The organism is Mesorhizobium sp. M2A.F.Ca.ET.046.03.2.1, assembly GCF_003952425.1.
Classification (GTDB): Bacteria; Pseudomonadota; Alphaproteobacteria; order Rhizobiales; family Rhizobiaceae; genus Mesorhizobium.
In genome coordinates this window covers 6151462-6166597 of record NZ_CP034449.1, presented here as the reverse complement: position 1 = coordinate 6166597, position 15136 = coordinate 6151462, and the positions used below count along the sequence as shown (strand labels likewise).

Annotated in this window: 14 protein-coding genes; 6 read left to right on the top strand and 8 right to left on the bottom strand. The window is 62.5% G+C overall.

Annotation, left to right across the window (positions count from 1 at the left end; all coding sequences use genetic code 11):
• Window positions 1-21 precede the first annotated feature (21 nt).
• The 3 genes from EJ072_RS29325 to EJ072_RS29315 all read left to right on the top strand — a co-directional run bounded on the left by EJ072_RS29325 (window position 22) and on the right by EJ072_RS29315 (window position 3819).
• On the top strand, window positions 22-1698 hold the full coding sequence (locus tag EJ072_RS29325; RefSeq protein ID WP_126082444.1) for a sugar ABC transporter substrate-binding protein: 1677 nt from the start codon (window positions 22-24) through the stop codon (window positions 1696-1698).
• A gap of 79 nt (window positions 1699-1777) precedes the next feature.
• On the top strand, window positions 1778-2893 hold the full coding sequence (locus EJ072_RS29320; RefSeq protein WP_126082443.1) for a sugar ABC transporter permease: 1116 nt from the start codon (window positions 1778-1780) through the stop codon (window positions 2891-2893).
• 8 nt (window positions 2894-2901) lie between these two features.
• Window positions 2902-3819 carry a carbohydrate ABC transporter permease gene (locus EJ072_RS29315; protein ID WP_042644446.1) on the top strand — a complete coding sequence of 306 codons (918 nt, stop codon included), beginning with the start codon at window positions 2902-2904 and terminating at the stop codon, window positions 3817-3819.
• A 165-nt stretch (window positions 3820-3984) separates the two neighbouring features.
• On the opposite strand, the gene EJ072_RS29310 is transcribed toward EJ072_RS29315, so the two are convergent.
• Both EJ072_RS29310 and EJ072_RS29305 read right to left on the bottom strand, forming a co-directional pair.
• Window positions 3985-4728 carry a creatininase family protein gene (locus EJ072_RS29310; RefSeq protein WP_126082442.1) on the bottom strand — a complete coding sequence of 248 codons (744 nt, stop codon included), beginning with the start codon at window positions 4726-4728 and terminating at the stop codon, window positions 3985-3987.
• Window positions 4729-4731: 3 nt separating this feature from the next.
• Window positions 4732-5298: an SIS domain-containing protein gene (locus EJ072_RS29305; protein ID WP_126082441.1), complete on the bottom strand. Its 567-nt coding sequence runs from the start codon at window positions 5296-5298 to the stop codon at window positions 4732-4734.
• 187 nt (window positions 5299-5485) lie between these two features.
• On the opposite strand from EJ072_RS29305, the gene EJ072_RS29300 reads away from it, so the two are divergent.
• Entirely contained in the window at window positions 5486-6508 is a 1023-nt protein-coding gene (locus EJ072_RS29300; protein ID WP_126082440.1) for an aldo/keto reductase, read from the top strand.
• 71 nt (window positions 6509-6579) lie between these two features.
• Here EJ072_RS29300 and hupB read toward each other — a convergent pair whose 3' ends face one another.
• From hupB to clpP, 4 genes are all read right to left on the bottom strand, one after another.
• Window positions 6580-6852, bottom strand: coding sequence for a DNA-binding protein HupB (gene hupB / locus EJ072_RS29295; RefSeq protein WP_027166452.1), 273 nt, complete (start codon window positions 6850-6852; stop codon window positions 6580-6582).
• Window positions 6853-7049: 197 nt separating this feature from the next.
• Complete coding sequence (gene lon / locus EJ072_RS29290; protein ID WP_126082439.1) at window positions 7050-9461, bottom strand: endopeptidase La; 2412 nt, start codon at window positions 9459-9461, stop codon at window positions 7050-7052.
• Between the two features lie 274 nt (window positions 9462-9735).
• Complete coding sequence (gene clpX, locus EJ072_RS29285) at window positions 9736-11010, bottom strand: ATP-dependent Clp protease ATP-binding subunit ClpX (protein ID WP_040981372.1); 1275 nt, start codon at window positions 11008-11010, stop codon at window positions 9736-9738.
• A 291-nt stretch (window positions 11011-11301) separates the two neighbouring features.
• Complete coding sequence (clpP, locus tag EJ072_RS29280; protein ID WP_126082438.1) at window positions 11302-11937, bottom strand: ATP-dependent Clp endopeptidase proteolytic subunit ClpP; 636 nt, start codon at window positions 11935-11937, stop codon at window positions 11302-11304.
• Between the two features lie 346 nt (window positions 11938-12283).
• Between clpP and EJ072_RS29275 the strand changes: the two genes are divergently transcribed.
• Window positions 12284-12871, top strand: coding sequence for a hypothetical protein (locus tag EJ072_RS29275; protein ID WP_126082437.1), 588 nt, complete (start codon window positions 12284-12286; stop codon window positions 12869-12871).
• A gap of 114 nt (window positions 12872-12985) precedes the next feature.
• Window positions 12986-13885 carry an ABC transporter substrate-binding protein gene (locus EJ072_RS29270; RefSeq protein ID WP_189343118.1) on the top strand — a complete coding sequence of 300 codons (900 nt, stop codon included), beginning with the start codon at window positions 12986-12988 and terminating at the stop codon, window positions 13883-13885.
• Between the two features lie 42 nt (window positions 13886-13927).
• Here EJ072_RS29270 and EJ072_RS29265 read toward each other — a convergent pair whose 3' ends face one another.
• Window positions 13928-14131, bottom strand: a complete 204-nt coding sequence (locus EJ072_RS29265) for a DUF3126 family protein (protein WP_027166457.1) — start codon at window positions 14129-14131, stop codon at window positions 13928-13930.
• A 147-nt stretch (window positions 14132-14278) separates the two neighbouring features.
• Window positions 14279-15127, bottom strand: a complete 849-nt coding sequence (cysE, locus tag EJ072_RS29260) for a serine O-acetyltransferase (protein WP_042644430.1) — start codon at window positions 15125-15127, stop codon at window positions 14279-14281.
• Window positions 15128-15136: the final 9 nt, after the last annotated feature.

Sequence of the window (15136 nt, the reverse complement as noted above, 5' to 3'; positions counted from 1 at the left end):
TGTTCTGGGAGGAACCTGTAGATGAGAGTCGACCTGTACGAAAAACTGATGCGCGCCGGCGCCAGCCGCCGCGATGTGCTGAAGGGCGCGGCCTCGATGGCCGCAATCGCCGCCGCCTCCGGCGCCGGGCTCGGCGCGCTGACGCGGCCTGCCGCGGCCGATGACAGCCTGCGGGCGAAGATCCTGCAGATTCCAGGCGTCGGCAAAGGCCAGCCGACCGACGCCGACTTCCAGAAGGTCGGCGAGCTCTGCCTCGAAGCGACCAAGGCCAACGTCAAGGAAGGCGAGTTCGCCGGTGTCGAGCTCACCTTCATGGGCCTCAACAACCAGAACCTGCACAACGTGCTGTTCCGCGGCTTCCTGAAGCCTTGGGAGGCCTATACGGGCGCCAAGATCAGCTGGATCGACCTTGCCCAGGCCGACTACAACGCCCGCCTGCAGCAGTCGATCGCCACCGGCACCGTTGACTTCGACGTCATCGAGATGGGCGCGCCCTTTGAAGGCGATGTCTGCGGCAAGGGCTTGACCTCGGAAATGCCCGACTGGGTCAAGAAGCAGATCGACTTCGACGACCTGGTCAACTATCTCAAGCCGCCGGTCGGCACCTGGAACGGCAAGCAGTATCGCGTGACCATCGACGGCGACGCGCACAATTTCAACTACCGCACCGACGTGTTCTCCGACTCCGAGCTGGCTGCAGCCTGGAAGGCGGACAGCGGCGACAAGGCAGGCCTTGCGGAGTGGGGCGTGCCGAAGACCTGGCAGCAGGTGCAGGCCGTCACCAAGTTCCTGAAGGGCAAGAAATTCAAGGGCCAGGACATCTATGGCTATCTCGACGCGCCCAAGCCCTGGGGCGGTTTCGGCTTCTATTTCCTCGGCAGCCGCGCCACCGCCTATGCCAAGCATCCCGATGACAAGGCCTGGCTGTTCGACGCCGACACGATGAAGCCGCGCGTCAACAATCCGGCCTGGGTGCGCGCCATCCAGGACGTCATCGATGCGTTGCCGTCCGAACCGGCCGATCAGATCAACGCCGATCCGAACACGACCGCCTTCCAGCAGTTCCTGGCCGGCACCGGCTCGATGATCCCCTGGTGGGGCGACGTTGGCTCGAACGTGAAGACCAATGACTCCTCGGTCATCGGCGACGTCACCGGCTTCTCAATCCTGCCGGGCTCCGACGACGTCTATAACTCCAAGACCGGCAAGTGGGACAAGCTCGCCAGCGGCCCGAACTATGCGCCGAACTGCGCTTATCTCGGCTGGGGCGTCTATGTCATGGCCCGCGTCGATTCCGACGAGAAGAAGAAGAAGGCCGCATGGTCGGCCGCCGCGCATCTCGGCGGCAAGGATCTGTCGCTGTGGTGCGCGGCCTATCCTTCCGGCTTCCAGCCCTATCGGAACAGCCATTTCAACATTCCGGAATGGGTGGCGGCCGGCTATGACGAGGCGTTCATCAGCTCGTACCTGAAGTCCGAAGCCGACAGCTACAACCATCCGAACGCGGCGATCGAGCCGCGCATCCCCGGCATCTTTCAGTATTACAGCGCCGCCGAGGACATCCTTGCCAACACCTTCGCCGGCAAGATGAAGGCACAGGAAGGCGCCGACGCCATCGCCGCTGCCTGGGAAAAGCTGACCGACCAGATCGGACGCGAAAACCAGGTCAAGCTCTACAAAGCCTCGCTCGGCATGTAGGCTGTCTCGACCAACTCGCGGCCCGGCGACACCTCGTCGCCGGGCCGCATATTTAGGCTGACTCGAAGAGGCGAGAAGCGTGGCTGAGCAGACTTCGACCGCGAATGCGTGGCCGGCGAATCCGGCCGACCTGATCCCGGCAGGCCGCAAGCGCCTCGGCTGGGGCCTGCTGGCCGCAGCCACGCTCGGCTTGCTGACGATCATCGTCGTGCAGATCCTCTACAAGACCGAGATGTCCACGGTCGGCTTCGACACTTGGCGGCCAGTGATCTATGCCTACATCCTGTGGGGTGCAGCACTCGGTGCCTGGCAGGTGCTGACGCGCGGCGAGGACGGGCAGCGCGCGCTGTTCCTTTTGCCGGCGCTGCTTTTCACCATCGCCATGGTGATCTTCCCGACCCTGTTCGGCTTCTACATCGCGCTGACCGACTGGAACCTCAGTTCGTTTACGGGACGCAGGTTCAACGGCCTCGACAATTTCTGGCAGATGCTGGCCGACCCCTATTACCGCAACGCGCTGCTCAACATGGTGCTCTATGTGCTTGCGGTGCTGGTCGAATATGTCGTCGCCTTCGGCCTGGCGCTGCTGCTCAACGCGCAGATCCGCGCCCGCAAATTCTTCCGTGTCGTCTTCCTTTTGCCGCTGATGCTGTCACCGGTCGCGGTGTCCTGGATGGTCGGCAAATCGCTGATGGAATACCGCTTCGGCCCGGCGGCGACGCTGGCGCGCCATCTCGGCTGGGACAATCCCGCCTTCTTCTCCGATCCGATCACAGCCCGCATCTCGATCATGATGCTCGACGCCTGGACCTTCATCCCGTTCATGATGATCATGCTGCTTGCCGGCCTGCAGGCGATGTCGCGCGAGGTGCTTGAAGCCGCCCGCGTCGACGGCGCGACCGCGTGGCAGACCTTCTGGCAGGTTACCTTTCCGCTCATGCTGCCAGTGTCGGTGACGGCCGTCATCCTGCGCATCATCTTCAAGCTGAAGCTCGCCGACATCATCATCACGCTGACCTCGGGCGGCCCCGGCGGCGCTACCGATTCCGTATCGAGCTTCATCTACCGCGAATATCGCGACCGGTCGAATGTCGGCTACGGCACAATGCTCGCCATGGCCTATCTGATCATCATCGTCGTGTTCGTGACCTGGCTGCTGAAAGTCGCCAGTCGCTTCGTGCGCAACGTCAACTGAGCGGCATCATGAGCGTCCAGACCACCGACTACACCGTTTCCGAAATCCGCTCGCCAGCGGCCTTCATCACCAGCCGCGTCTTCATCTATGGCGCGCTCGTCTTCTGGGCATTCGTGTGCCTGTTCCCGATCTACTGGACGATCACCACCTCGTTCAAATCGGCGGTCGACGTCACGCAAGGCCATCTCATTCCCTTCGTCGACTTCACGCCCGACTGGAAGGGCTGGCGCTCGCTCGGCCTGTCGCCGGATTCGATATTCCAGACGTCGACCGTGCGCGACGAATTCTTCAAGCGCTTCATGAACTCGGTCATCACCTCGGTCGGCGCGTCGGCTCTCGCCATCATCATCGGCAGCCTCGCCGCCTATGGCCTTGTCCGTTACCGCTACAAATTCGCCTGGTTCAGGAACGAGGACATCTCCTTCTTCTTCCTGTCGCAGCTGATCCTGCCGCCGGTCGTGCTGGCGCTCCCTTTCCTTGTGCTCTATCGCGAAGTCGCCCTCCTCGACACGCGCATCGGGCTCGTGCTGCTCTACACGCTGATGGTGCTGCCGATCGTGATCTGGATCATGCGCGACCAGTTCAACTCCATTCCCGTCGAATTGGAGGAAGCGGCTTTGGTTGACGGGCTGTCGATCTGGGGCGCCTTCTTCCGCATCGTCATGCCGATCGCCCTGCCCGGCATGGTCGCCGCCTTCATCCTGGCGATGGTGCTGTGCTGGAACGAGTATTTCTTCGCCGCGCTTTTGACCTCGACCGACGCCAAGACCATCCCCGTCATGGTGGCGAGCCAGACCGGCTCGCAAGGCATCAACTGGTGGTCGATGGCCGCACTTGCAACGGCGGCGATCGCGCCGCTGGCGATCATCGGCATCGCGCTCGAGCGCTACCTTATCATGGGCATGACGGCCGGCTCGGTGAAGTAGCTGGACCTTTCCTTCCCCCCTTGTGGGGGAAGGTGGCCGCGCAGCGGCCGGATGAGGGGTGTTCCAGGGAACGCCGACGTCTCACTCCGCTGGAACACCCCTCATCCGTCTCGGCGCTGCGCGCCCATCCACCTTCTCCCACAAGGGGAGAAGGAAGAACCGCACCTATCGCACCAGGATGGACCTCAAATGATCAAGGATCATGGCGACGCCGATCTTGCCGAGGCCTGCCGAGGCCTCCGCCGCGTCTTTCGTGTACCAGCCGGTGTTGTCGGCCAAATGCTTCTCGTCCACGGCCTCGGGGCATAGCGCCAGCATCAGCGAGGTTTCGCCTTTGCCGGCATGGTCGAACGGGTATTTGCCGTTCATCGCGGCCGGCATCAGCGGATGCACCTGCACCCAGTTGAAGACGTTCTCGCCTTGGGCATGGCCGGCATAGTAATCGGCCATGCTGTTCGACCCCCACCAGCCCTCGCCGCGCTCCTTTTCCAGGAAGCGGAAGATCGCCTGGCGGCCGGCAGTCTTGAAGGCGAGGTCGGTCGGCATGCCGGCCACGAAATTCTCGGTCTGGTGGTGGATGATGGCGTGGATGTTGCGGAAGCCGATGCGCAATAGCCCATAGAACAATTCCTCCGCGAAAGGCGAAAGCACCGGACCGCCGACCTGCACCGAGCCGCTGCCTTCCGGCGCCGCCACCGCATAGCTTGCCGCGCCGTAATAGAAGGGCGGCAGGATGACGAGGTCCCTCTCCTTCTCGATCAGCTCCACCGTCTTGATGACGGCCAGCGTGTCCATGCCGACCGCCATGTGCTCGCCGTGATATTCGAGCACGCCGAGCGGCAGCACGACCGGCCAATTCTCCTCGATCGCCTTGCGGATCTGGTGCGGCAGCATCAGCTCGTAGCGCATCTCCTACTCCATATTGGTGTGCCTGGCGCGCATGGCTTCCGGCGTCGCGTTGGTCAGCGCCTGGAGCTTCAGCACCATGATCTCGAACAACAGGAACAGCGCGCCTTCGAACAGCGAGCCCATCGGCAGCACCGAGCTTCTTGCCGCGCCCTGGTCGCTGGCCATGGTCTGGGCGGAAATGACCAGCGTGAAATCGGCGAGTTTCGCCGCGCTGCCCGCCGGTTCGGCCGTCAGAAGCAGCACCTTCGCGCCGGCATCGCGGGCAACCCGCATCAAGGTCAGCACCGTGGTGGTCTCGCCCGGCCCTGAACTCGCCAGGAAGAGGTCCTCCTGCCCGAGCGGCGGCGTGGTCATGTCGCCGACCACCGAAACCGGCAGGCCGAGATGATAGAGCCGCATGGCAAAACCCTTCACCTGCAGCGCCTCGCGGCCGCAACCATAGACGGCGATCCTGCGGGCGCCGGCCAGCATGGCGCAGGCTGCGTCGATCCTGGCTTCATCCGTGCGCGCCAGCACCGCGCCAAGCTCGTCCAGCGCTGTCGCGAACATGCCGGATCCGGCTTTGCTCATGGAATGGCTCACCTGTCTGCGCGATGTCGCGCGTCTCTATAGATTCGGCGGCTCGCTGGCCGCGAAAGGCTTGTTTTTGTTCATGCTACCATTGCGAAAATCGCTGTCCAACGAGCCTCGGCACTTTTGCTGGGCCACCGGCGTGATAGTGTCATGTCAGACAAATCGCTCCGGGACATCGTCAGACATGAAGACACGGCACTTCGACCGCATCGGCAATGGCGGCATCACCTTCACCGAACTTGGCTTCGGCACCGCGCCGCTCGGCAATCTCTACCGCGCCATCTCCGACGAGGACGCCAATGCCACCCTGGAGGCGGCATGGAAGGCTGGCTGCCGCTACTTCGATACGGCGCCGCTTTACGGCCTCGGCCTGTCGGAAACCCGCCTCAACCCGTTCCTGCGCGGCAGGAAGCGCGACGACTATGTGCTGTCGAGCAAGGTCGGCCGCCTCATGCGCGTCGCCCCGCCTGACCAGCGCACCGGCATCGGCAAGTTCTTCGAGACGCCGTCGCGCCGGGAAGTCTACGACTACTCCTATGACGGCGTCATGCGCTCCTTCGAGGCCTCGCTGGAGCGCCTTGGCGTCGACCGCATCGACATCCTCTTCGTCCACGACGTCGACATCTTCACCCATGGCAGCAAGGAAGCCTCGGATGCCCGCATCGCGGAGTTCATGTCGTCCGGCTATTACGGGTTGCTTTCGCTCCGCGACCAGGGTGTGATCAAGGCCTTCGGCGGCGGCATCAATGAGTGGCAGGTCGCGCAGACGCTGGCCGAGCGCGGCGATTTCGACCTGTTCCTGCTCGCCGGCCGCTATACGTTGCTCGAACAGGAAGCGCTGCAGTCCTTCCTGCCGCTTTGCCAGAAGCGCGGCATCGGCATCGTGCTGGGCGGCCCCTACAATTCCGGTGTACTGGCGACCGGGCCGAAGCCTGGCGCCTTCTACAACTACAGCGAGGCGCCGAAGGAGATCCTCGATCGCGTGGCGCGTATCGAGGCCGTCTGCAAGCGCCACAATGTGCGCCTGATCGAGGCGGCGCTGCAATTCCCGCTGCAGCATCCGTCGGTGATGTCGGTGATCCCCGGTGGCCAGCGGCCGTCGGAGGTCGAAAGCAACCGCGCGCTGCTCGACACCAAGATACCGGCCGCACTCTGGGCGGATTTGAAGCAGCAAGGCCTGATGCGCGCCGACGCGCCGACGGCCTGAGCCGGTTGCCTGTCACCTGAAAAAAGAAAAGCCGGGCAAGCCCGGCTTTTCTGCTCTTAAAGAAAAAGGTCTTAGTTGACCGCGTCCTTGAGGCCCTTGCCGGCCGAGAACTTCGGCACGGTGCGCGCCGGAATCTTCACTTCCGCGCCGGTCTGCGGGTTGCGGCCGGTCGAAGCAGCACGTTTTGACACGGTGAAATTTCCGAAGCCGACAAGCCGGACATCGCCGCCCTTCTTCAGTTCGCCAGTGATCACGGAGAACACCGCATCGACGGCCGACTGCGCATCAGCCTTCGAAATGCTTGCGGAGTCGGCGACAGCGGACACCAGTTCGTTCTTGTTCATCAAAATTCCCTTCCATGAGAAAACCGGAACTTACGACTCATCCGGCAGGAAACGGACTTTAGAAAGAAGCGATCCGGAACCCAAGCCCAAAAACCGCGGAATTCCGGGCTTTTTTCCATTTTTTCATGGCTTTTTCACATGAAAAAGCCGGGCTCAAGGCCCGGCTCTCTCTTTGTGCACTGCAACTTTAACTTTTGTTAGTGCGCGAGCGACTTTCCGGCATCGTCGCCGGTGTCGACCGGAGCCGGCGCATTAACCGGCTCGACCCACTCGATCGGCTCCGGCATCCGGGTGAGCGCGTGCGCGAGCACCTCGCCGACCCGCGAGACCGGAACGATCTCCATGCCGTTCTTCACATTGTCCGGAATATCCGCCAAATCCTTGACGTTCTCTTCCGGGATCAGGACCTTCTTGATGCCGCCGCGCAATGCCGCGAGCAGCTTCTCCTTGAGGCCTCCGATCGGCAGGATGCGGCCACGCAGCGTGATCTCGCCGGTCATCGCCACATCGGCCCGGACCGGGATACCCGTCAGCACTGACACGATGGCCGTGGCCATCGCGGCACCGGCGGACGGGCCGTCCTTCGGGGTAGCGCCTTCCGGCAAGTGGACATGGATGTCGCGCTTGTCGAACAGCGGTGGCTCGATGCCGAAATCGAGCGCCCTGGAGCGGACATAGGAAGCCGCCGCCGAGATCGATTCCTTCATCACGTCGCGCAGATTGCCCGTCACCGTCATGCGGCCCTTGCCGGGCATCATGACGCCTTCGATCGTCAACAACTCGCCGCCGACTTCCGTCCAGGCAAGACCCGTGACCACGCCGACCTGATCGTCGGCCTCGACCTGACCGAAGCGGAAGCGCGGAACGCCAAGATAATCGGCGAGGTTTTCCGCAGTGATCTTCACCGTCTTCTTCTTCGTCCGCAGGATCTCGGTCACCGCCTTGCGCCCGAGCTTCATCAGCTCGCGCTCCAGGCTGCGCACGCCGGCTTCCCGCGTGTAGGTCTGGATGATGCCGCGGATCGCATCCTCGCCGACCGAGAATTCGTTCGGCTGCAGGGCATGATCACGGATCACCTTTGGCATCAGGTGACGCTTGGCGATCTCGATCTTCTCGTCCTCGGTGTAACCGGCGATGCGGATGATCTCCATGCGGTCCATCAGGGGCGCAGGGATGTTCAGCGTGTTCGCCGTCGTCACGAACATCACGCTCGACAGGTCGTATTCGACCTCGAGGTAATGGTCCATGAACGTCGAGTTCTGCTCCGGATCGAGCACCTCGAGCAGGGCCGATGACGGATCGCCGCGGAAGTCCTGGCCCATCTTGTCGATCTCGTCGAGCAGGAAGAGCGGGTTGGACTTCTTGGCCTTCTTCATCGACTGGATGACCTTGCCGGGCATCGAGCCGATATAGGTCCGCCGGTGACCGCGGATCTCGGCCTCGTCACGCACGCCGCCGAGCGCCATGCGGATGAACTCGCGTCCCGTCGCCTTGGCGATCGACTTGCCGAGCGAGGTCTTGCCGACGCCGGGCGGTCCGACGAGGCACAGGATCGGCCCCTTCAGCTTCTTCTGCCGGCTCTGCACGGCAAGATACTCGACGATGCGCTCCTTGACCTTGTCGAGGCCGAAATGATCGGCGTCGAGCACGTCCTGCGCATAATTGAGGTCCTGCTTGACCTTGGAGTTCTTGCCCCACGGGATCGACAGCAGCCAGTCGAGATAATTGCGCACCACCGTCGATTCAGCCGACATCGGCGACATCGACCGCAGCTTCTTCAATTCAGCTTCCGCCTTCTCGCGGGCCTCCTTGGAGAGTTTGGTCTTCTTGATGCGCGCCTCGATCTCGGCGGCCTCGTCGCGGCCGTCCTCGCCCTCGCCGAGCTCCTTCTGGATCGCCTTCATCTGCTCGTTGAGGTAGTACTCGCGCTGCGTCTTCTCCATCTGGCGCTTGACGCGCGAGCGGATGCGCTTCTCCACCTGGAGCACGGATATCTCGGCTTCCATGAAGCCCATCGCCTTCTCCAGACGCTCCTTCACGGAAAGCGTCGCGAGCATCTCCTGCTTCTCAGGGATCTTGATGGCGAGATGCGAGGCGACCGTGTCGGCGAGCTTGGAATAGTCGTCGATCTGGCTGGCCGCACCCACCACTTCGGGCGAGATCTTCTTGTTCAGCTTGACGTAATTCTCGAAGTCGGTGACGACCGAGCGGGCAAGCGCCTCGATTTCGACCTCTTCCTCTTCCGGCTCGGCGAGCGCGGTGGCGCGGGCCTCATGGAAATCGGCGCGGTCGGTGAACGAGACGATCTTGGCGCGCGAGGCGCCCTCGACCAGAACCTTCACGGTGCCGTCGGGCAGCTTCAGGAGCTGCAGCACATTGGCGAGCGTGCCGATGTCGAAAATCGCATCGGGCTCAGGATCGTCGTCGGCTGCATTCATCTGGGTGGCGAGCAGGATCTGCTTCTCCTGACCCATCACCTCTTCCAGCGCCTTGATCGACTTTTCACGGCCCACGAAGAGCGGCACGATCATATGCGGGAACACGACGATATCGCGCAGTGGGAGGACTGCGAAAACGCCGTCGCCGGAAGCCTTGGATATCTTGGCCATTGTCCAACCTTTCATGTCGCGGCCGCTTATTTTAGCCAACCGCGAATCTCATATTAACGACCGAGTGTCGTTCCGCCTACCACCGTTTGTGACGGGAGTTTTACAGCACAGAATTCGGCGCCTCGGCCTTCTGCTGTTAGGTGGATGCAGCCGGGGCAAAGATCAAGGGTTAACACTGTCGCTCGACCCGTTCCATCGCATATCCGCGCCCCGTTGACAGCAAAACGGCGCCACGCGGGCGCCGTTCCATGAAAATGACGGGTCCAGTGCCATTTCAGGCGCTGACATTGCCCTTCTTTTCCTTCTGCTCGGAATATATGTAGAGCGGCCTTGCGTTGCCGGACACCACCTCTTCCGAAATCACCACTTCGCGCACGCCTTCCAGCGCCGGAAGCTCGAACATCGTATCGAGCAGGATCGCTTCCATGATGGAGCGCAGGCCGCGCGCGCCGGTCTTCCGCTCGATCGCGCGCTTGGCGATCGCCGACAGCGCGTTCTCGTGGAAGGTCAGATCGACATTCTCCATCTCGAACAGCCGCTGATACTGCTTGACCAGCGCGTTCTTCGGCTCCGTCAGGATCTGGATCAGCGCCGGCTCGTCGAGGTCTTCCAGCGTCGCCAGGACCGGCAGACGGCCGACGAATTCCGGGATCAGGCCGAATTTCAGCAGATCCTCGGGCTCGACCTGGCGGAACAGGTCGCCGGTGCGGCGATCCTCCGGCGAGGCCACGGTCGCGCCGAAGCCGATCGAGGTCTTGCGGCCGCGATCCGAGATGATCTTGTCGAGGCCCGCGAAGGCGCCGCCGCAGATGAACAGGATGTTGGCGGTGTCGACCTGCAGGAACTCCTGCTGCGGATGCTTGCGGCCACCCTGCGGCGGCACCGAGGCGACCGTGCCTTCCATGATCTTCAGAAGCGCCTGCTGAACGCCCTCGCCCGACACGTCGCGGGTGATCGAGGGATTGTCCGACTTGCGCGAGATCTTGTCGATTTCATCGATATAGACGATGCCGCGCTGGGCGCGCTCGACATTGTAGTCGGCCGACTGCAACAGCTTCAGGATGATGTTCTCGACGTCCTCGCCGACATAGCCTGCCTCGGTCAGCGTCGTGGCGTCGGCCATGGTGAAGGGCACGTCGATGATGCGGGCGAGCGTCTGCGCCAGCAGCGTCTTGCCGCAGCCGGTCGGGCCGATCAGCAGGATGTTCGACTTTGCCAGCTCGACGTCGTTGTTCTTGCCGGCATGCGCGAGGCGCTTGTAGTGGTTGTGCACCGCCACCGACAGCACGCGCTTGGCGTAGGGCTGGCCGATGACATAGTCGTCGAGGACCTTGAGGATCTCCTGCGGGGTCGGCACGCCCTCGCGCGACTTCACCATCGAGGTCTTGTTCTCCTCGCGGATGATGTCCATGCAGAGCTCGACGCACTCGTCGCAGATGAAGACGGTCGGTCCGGCGATCAGCTTGCGGACTTCGTGCTGGCTCTTGCCGCAAAACGAGCAGTAAAGCGTGTTCTTTGAATCACCGCCGCCGTTGCTGACCTTGCTCATTTTTCTGTCCTTTCACCAACGCCCGCCGATGGTCTGGCTTTCAGTGACGTCTCACCAATCTATCGCGGGAATCCGCCCCCGCCAGTGTCCCGGCTCACACAGCGCATTCTGTACGAAACACGAAATCAGAAAACGCGGCAATGATTCGCTGCAACCCCATTCAAAGCTAAGCCGTCGAAAATCAACATAGCCTTAACGTAGGCAATCCCAACGCCTGAGGGAACAGCCAAATGTGGCCGAAATGCCGCAAGCCGCGCCAAAACCGAGTTATGCTGTCGTTTGTTGCCGAAATCAGGCTGAAGCCGTGGCTGTCTCGGCGGCCTCGCGGCTCGAGATGACCTTGTCGATCAGACCGAAATCCCGGGCCTCGTCCGCGGTCATGAAGTGGTCGCGGTCGAGCGTCCGCTCGATCTCCTCATAGCTCTTGCCGGTATGCTTGACATAGACCTCGTTCAAGCGGCGCTTCAGCTTGATGATGTCCTGCGCATGACGTTCGATGTCCGACGCCTGACCCTGGAAGCCACCGGACGGCTGGTGGACCATGATCCGGGCGTTCGGCGTGGCGAAACGCATGTCCTTGTGGCCGGCGGTCAGAAGCAGCGACCCCATCGAGGCGGCCTGACCGATGCAGAGCGTCGACACGGCCGGTTTGATGAACTGCATGGTGTCGTAGATCGCCATGCCCGAGGTGACGACGCCGCCCGGCGAATTGATGTAGAGGTTGATTTCCTTCTTGGGGTTCTCCGCCTCGAGGAACAAAAGCTGTGCACAAACCAGCGTCGCCATCCCGTCCTCGACCGGACCGGTGATGAAGATGATGCGTTCCTTCAAGAGGCGCGAGAAAATGTCATAGGCGCGCTCGCCGCGATTGGTCTGCTCGACCACCATCGGAACGAGGTTCATGTAGGTTTCAACGGGGTTCTTCATGGACTACCCTTGTTGGAGATGGATTTCCGGCACCTTGTTATACGAGCAATGGCGCGGAATCGTTCTGGATCGGTTACGACCTAAATAGGATGCCGGCTCACCCTAGCGCAAGGCCGCCTCTCCTAGCCATCTGGTTAAGTCGAGTAAAGCGCGACCGGCCCGGGAAATACCGCCGATTTGATCGCGCGCGACGGCTTCGGTCCTGGTTGGCCGCACGAAGCCATCCGCAAGGTAGCAATTCCTTAACCGCGCCGCTTAACGAAAAGCCTTGAAATCACTGTCCGACCCCGGACCTTCCGCTACAGTCCTGCGTTGTGAAGGCGTCCTTTTTCAACGGGGGAATGTCATGATCCGCAAACACTCCGTATCGCTGGCGGCGGTCGCGATGCTTGCCAGCGTCTCAGGAACCGCCGCCGGCAGCCGCGCGCTCGAATGCTACGAGCCGATCCACAGGCCGGCCCTCTATGACACCGTCTACGAAGATGTGATGGTAAGCCCCGGCGGGCAGGTGGTCGATTACGACGCGCCGATCTTCGGTGCCTATCAAAGCGTGGACCAGATCGCGCCGCCGCGGGTCACCTATGAGACCGTCCCGGCTGTCACGCGCACGCTCTATCATACGGTCAAGGTCTACGACGGCGGCTATGCCTGGGAATGGCGCATCATCCATGGCCGCAAGGTGCTGTGCAAGGTATGGCGCAAGGCCCGCTATGCGCGCGTCGCCGAAACGGTCGTGGTCCAGCCGGAGCGCGTCCGGCGCGTCGTTCAGCCGGCGGAGTATGAAGCGGTTGCCCACGAAGTGCTGGTGCGGCCGCAGCAGGTCCGCATCCGGGAAATCCCGCCTTCATACGGGACGGTGGCGCGACGGGTGGTGGTGCGGGAAGGTTCCACCAGCTGGCGTCGGGTGCATATCCCACGACATTGCCAGGATTAGGCGCCGTCTCGCGCACGGGAAGCGGGTTTTTCGGCATTTCGCCCGGACGACGCTGTGGTAGCGTCGACATCGAAACGGCGCGGGCGCGCCAAGAAACTGCCGGGAATGCGAAGAATGCGGCCTTCAGACATCCCCGTTGTCGGCGTTCTGCTCGCCGGCGACCGCTCGTATCCGAGCTTCGGCTCTTTCTGCGGGGCGATCGGAGAGCTGGGCTACCGGGACGGTGAAACCATCCAGATCGAGCCTCGCTTTGCCGACGGCTATCTTGATCGCCTTCTAGCCCTTGCCGGCGAGCTTGTTCAGCGCGGAGCCGAGATCATCGTCGCCATTGGGGCCGTGAGCTACTGGGCTGCTCGCGAGGCGGCGCCCGATCTGCCGATCGTCTTTGCCGTCGTGCTCGATCCGGTATCGGCGAAAATCGTCCAGAACGTCGAGCGGCCCGGCGGCCGCACGACGGGATGCTCGAATTTCGACCCAGGCCAGATCCGCGAGCAAGTGCGAATGTTGAAGCAGGTGGCGCCGAACCTGAGGCGCCTGGCGATTTTGGGCGACGCGGGGGTTCCAGACATCCTGCCGAAACTCTCAAAAGCAGCAGCCGAAGCGGAAGGCCTCGACATTTGCGTTCACTTGCTTGGAAGCGAGGAAGACCTCGAGGCTGGTTTCGCCATCTTCGCGGCTGCCGAGGCGGACGGACTGCTGTGCCTGGAGGTCCCGCGAACCACGACTTACGGGGCCAGGATCGTCGGGATGGCGAACACTGCGGGGTTGCCGGCCGTTTTCGGCAGGGACCAGGCGAGGTACGGTCCGCTGCTGGCCTATGGCACGAGCCTCGCATTTGCCGCGCGCCGGTCGGCCAGCCAGGTCGCTATGATCCTCGAGGGAGCCGACGCCGGCGCGCTTGCAGTCGAATATGTCCGCCGGCCCGAGTTGATCGTCAATTTGAACGCTGCGCGCAAAATAGCAGCCATATTGCCCGACAGCTTGCTTCGGTTGGCCACCGAAATCGTCGGGTAGCTGTCGGGATGCTCCATTCGGCGGCAGTTCGCTAAGGCTGATTTAGGCCAGATCGATGTCGAGAATGGCCATCGAGAAATTATAGTCGCCGTCGTCCTCATCCTTGAAGACGATGCCGAGGAATTCGTCGCCGACATAGACCTCGGCCGAGTCTTCCTTGCGCGGGCGCGCCTTGACCTGCAGCTTGGGGTTCTGGAAGACGCGCTTGAAATAGGCGTCCAGCTTTCTGATTTCGTCAGGCTTCAAAAGTCTTCTCCGAAATGTCGGCCTTGTTCGTGGGAACGCGCTTCTGACACGCCAACGATGGCCATGTAAAGGCAAGCCGGCAGGATAACATGGGAGAACAGTCAAGCGGAACCGGCGGCCCGTTCGGCCGCCGCCGGTAAGCCTCGGTCAGATGTCGAAGCTGACCACGTGGTCCATGCTCTGCGACGGCAGGAGCTGGTCCATCTGCCGCGAAGGCTGGTCGCAGCCGGTCTCGCCGACGACGCGTGCGGGCACGCCGGCGACCGTCTTGTTGTGCGGCACGGGCGACAGCACGACCGAGCCCGCCGCGATCTTCGAGCAATGGCCGATCTCGATATTGCCGAGGATCTTGGCGCCGGCGCCGATCAGCACGCCCCGGCGGATCTTCGGATGGCGGTCGCCATTGGCCTTGCCGGTGCCGCCCAGCGTCACCCCATGCAGGATCGACACGTCATCCTCGATGACGGCCGTCTGGCCGACGACAAGGCCCGTGGCATGGTCGAGGAAGATGCCCTTGCCGATGCGGGCGGCTGGATTGATGTCGGTCTGGAACACCGAGGACGAGCGGCTCTGCAGATAGAGCGCGAAATCCCTGCGGCCATGGTTCCATAGCCAATGCGCCAGCCGGTGCGTCTGGATGGCGTGAAAACCCTTGAAATAGAGGACCGGCATGATGAAGCGGTCGCAGGCCGGGTCGCGGTCGTAATAGGCCTGGATGTCGACGCGAACCGTCGTGCTCCACTCCGGATCGTCGTCCAGCATCGCCTTGAAGGTCTGGCGGATGAGATCGGAGCCGATGTCCTGATGCGCCAGGCGCTCGGCAAGCCGGTGGATTACCGCTTCTTCCAGGCTCTCCTGGTTGAGGATGGTCGAATAGAGGAAGGCCGCAAGCAAGGGATCGCGGTTCACCGCCTCCATCGCCTCGTCGCGGATCGACCGCCATATCGGATCGACCGGCTGCACCATGCTGGGGCGGGCAATCGTAATGCTGTTCATCGACGGTCT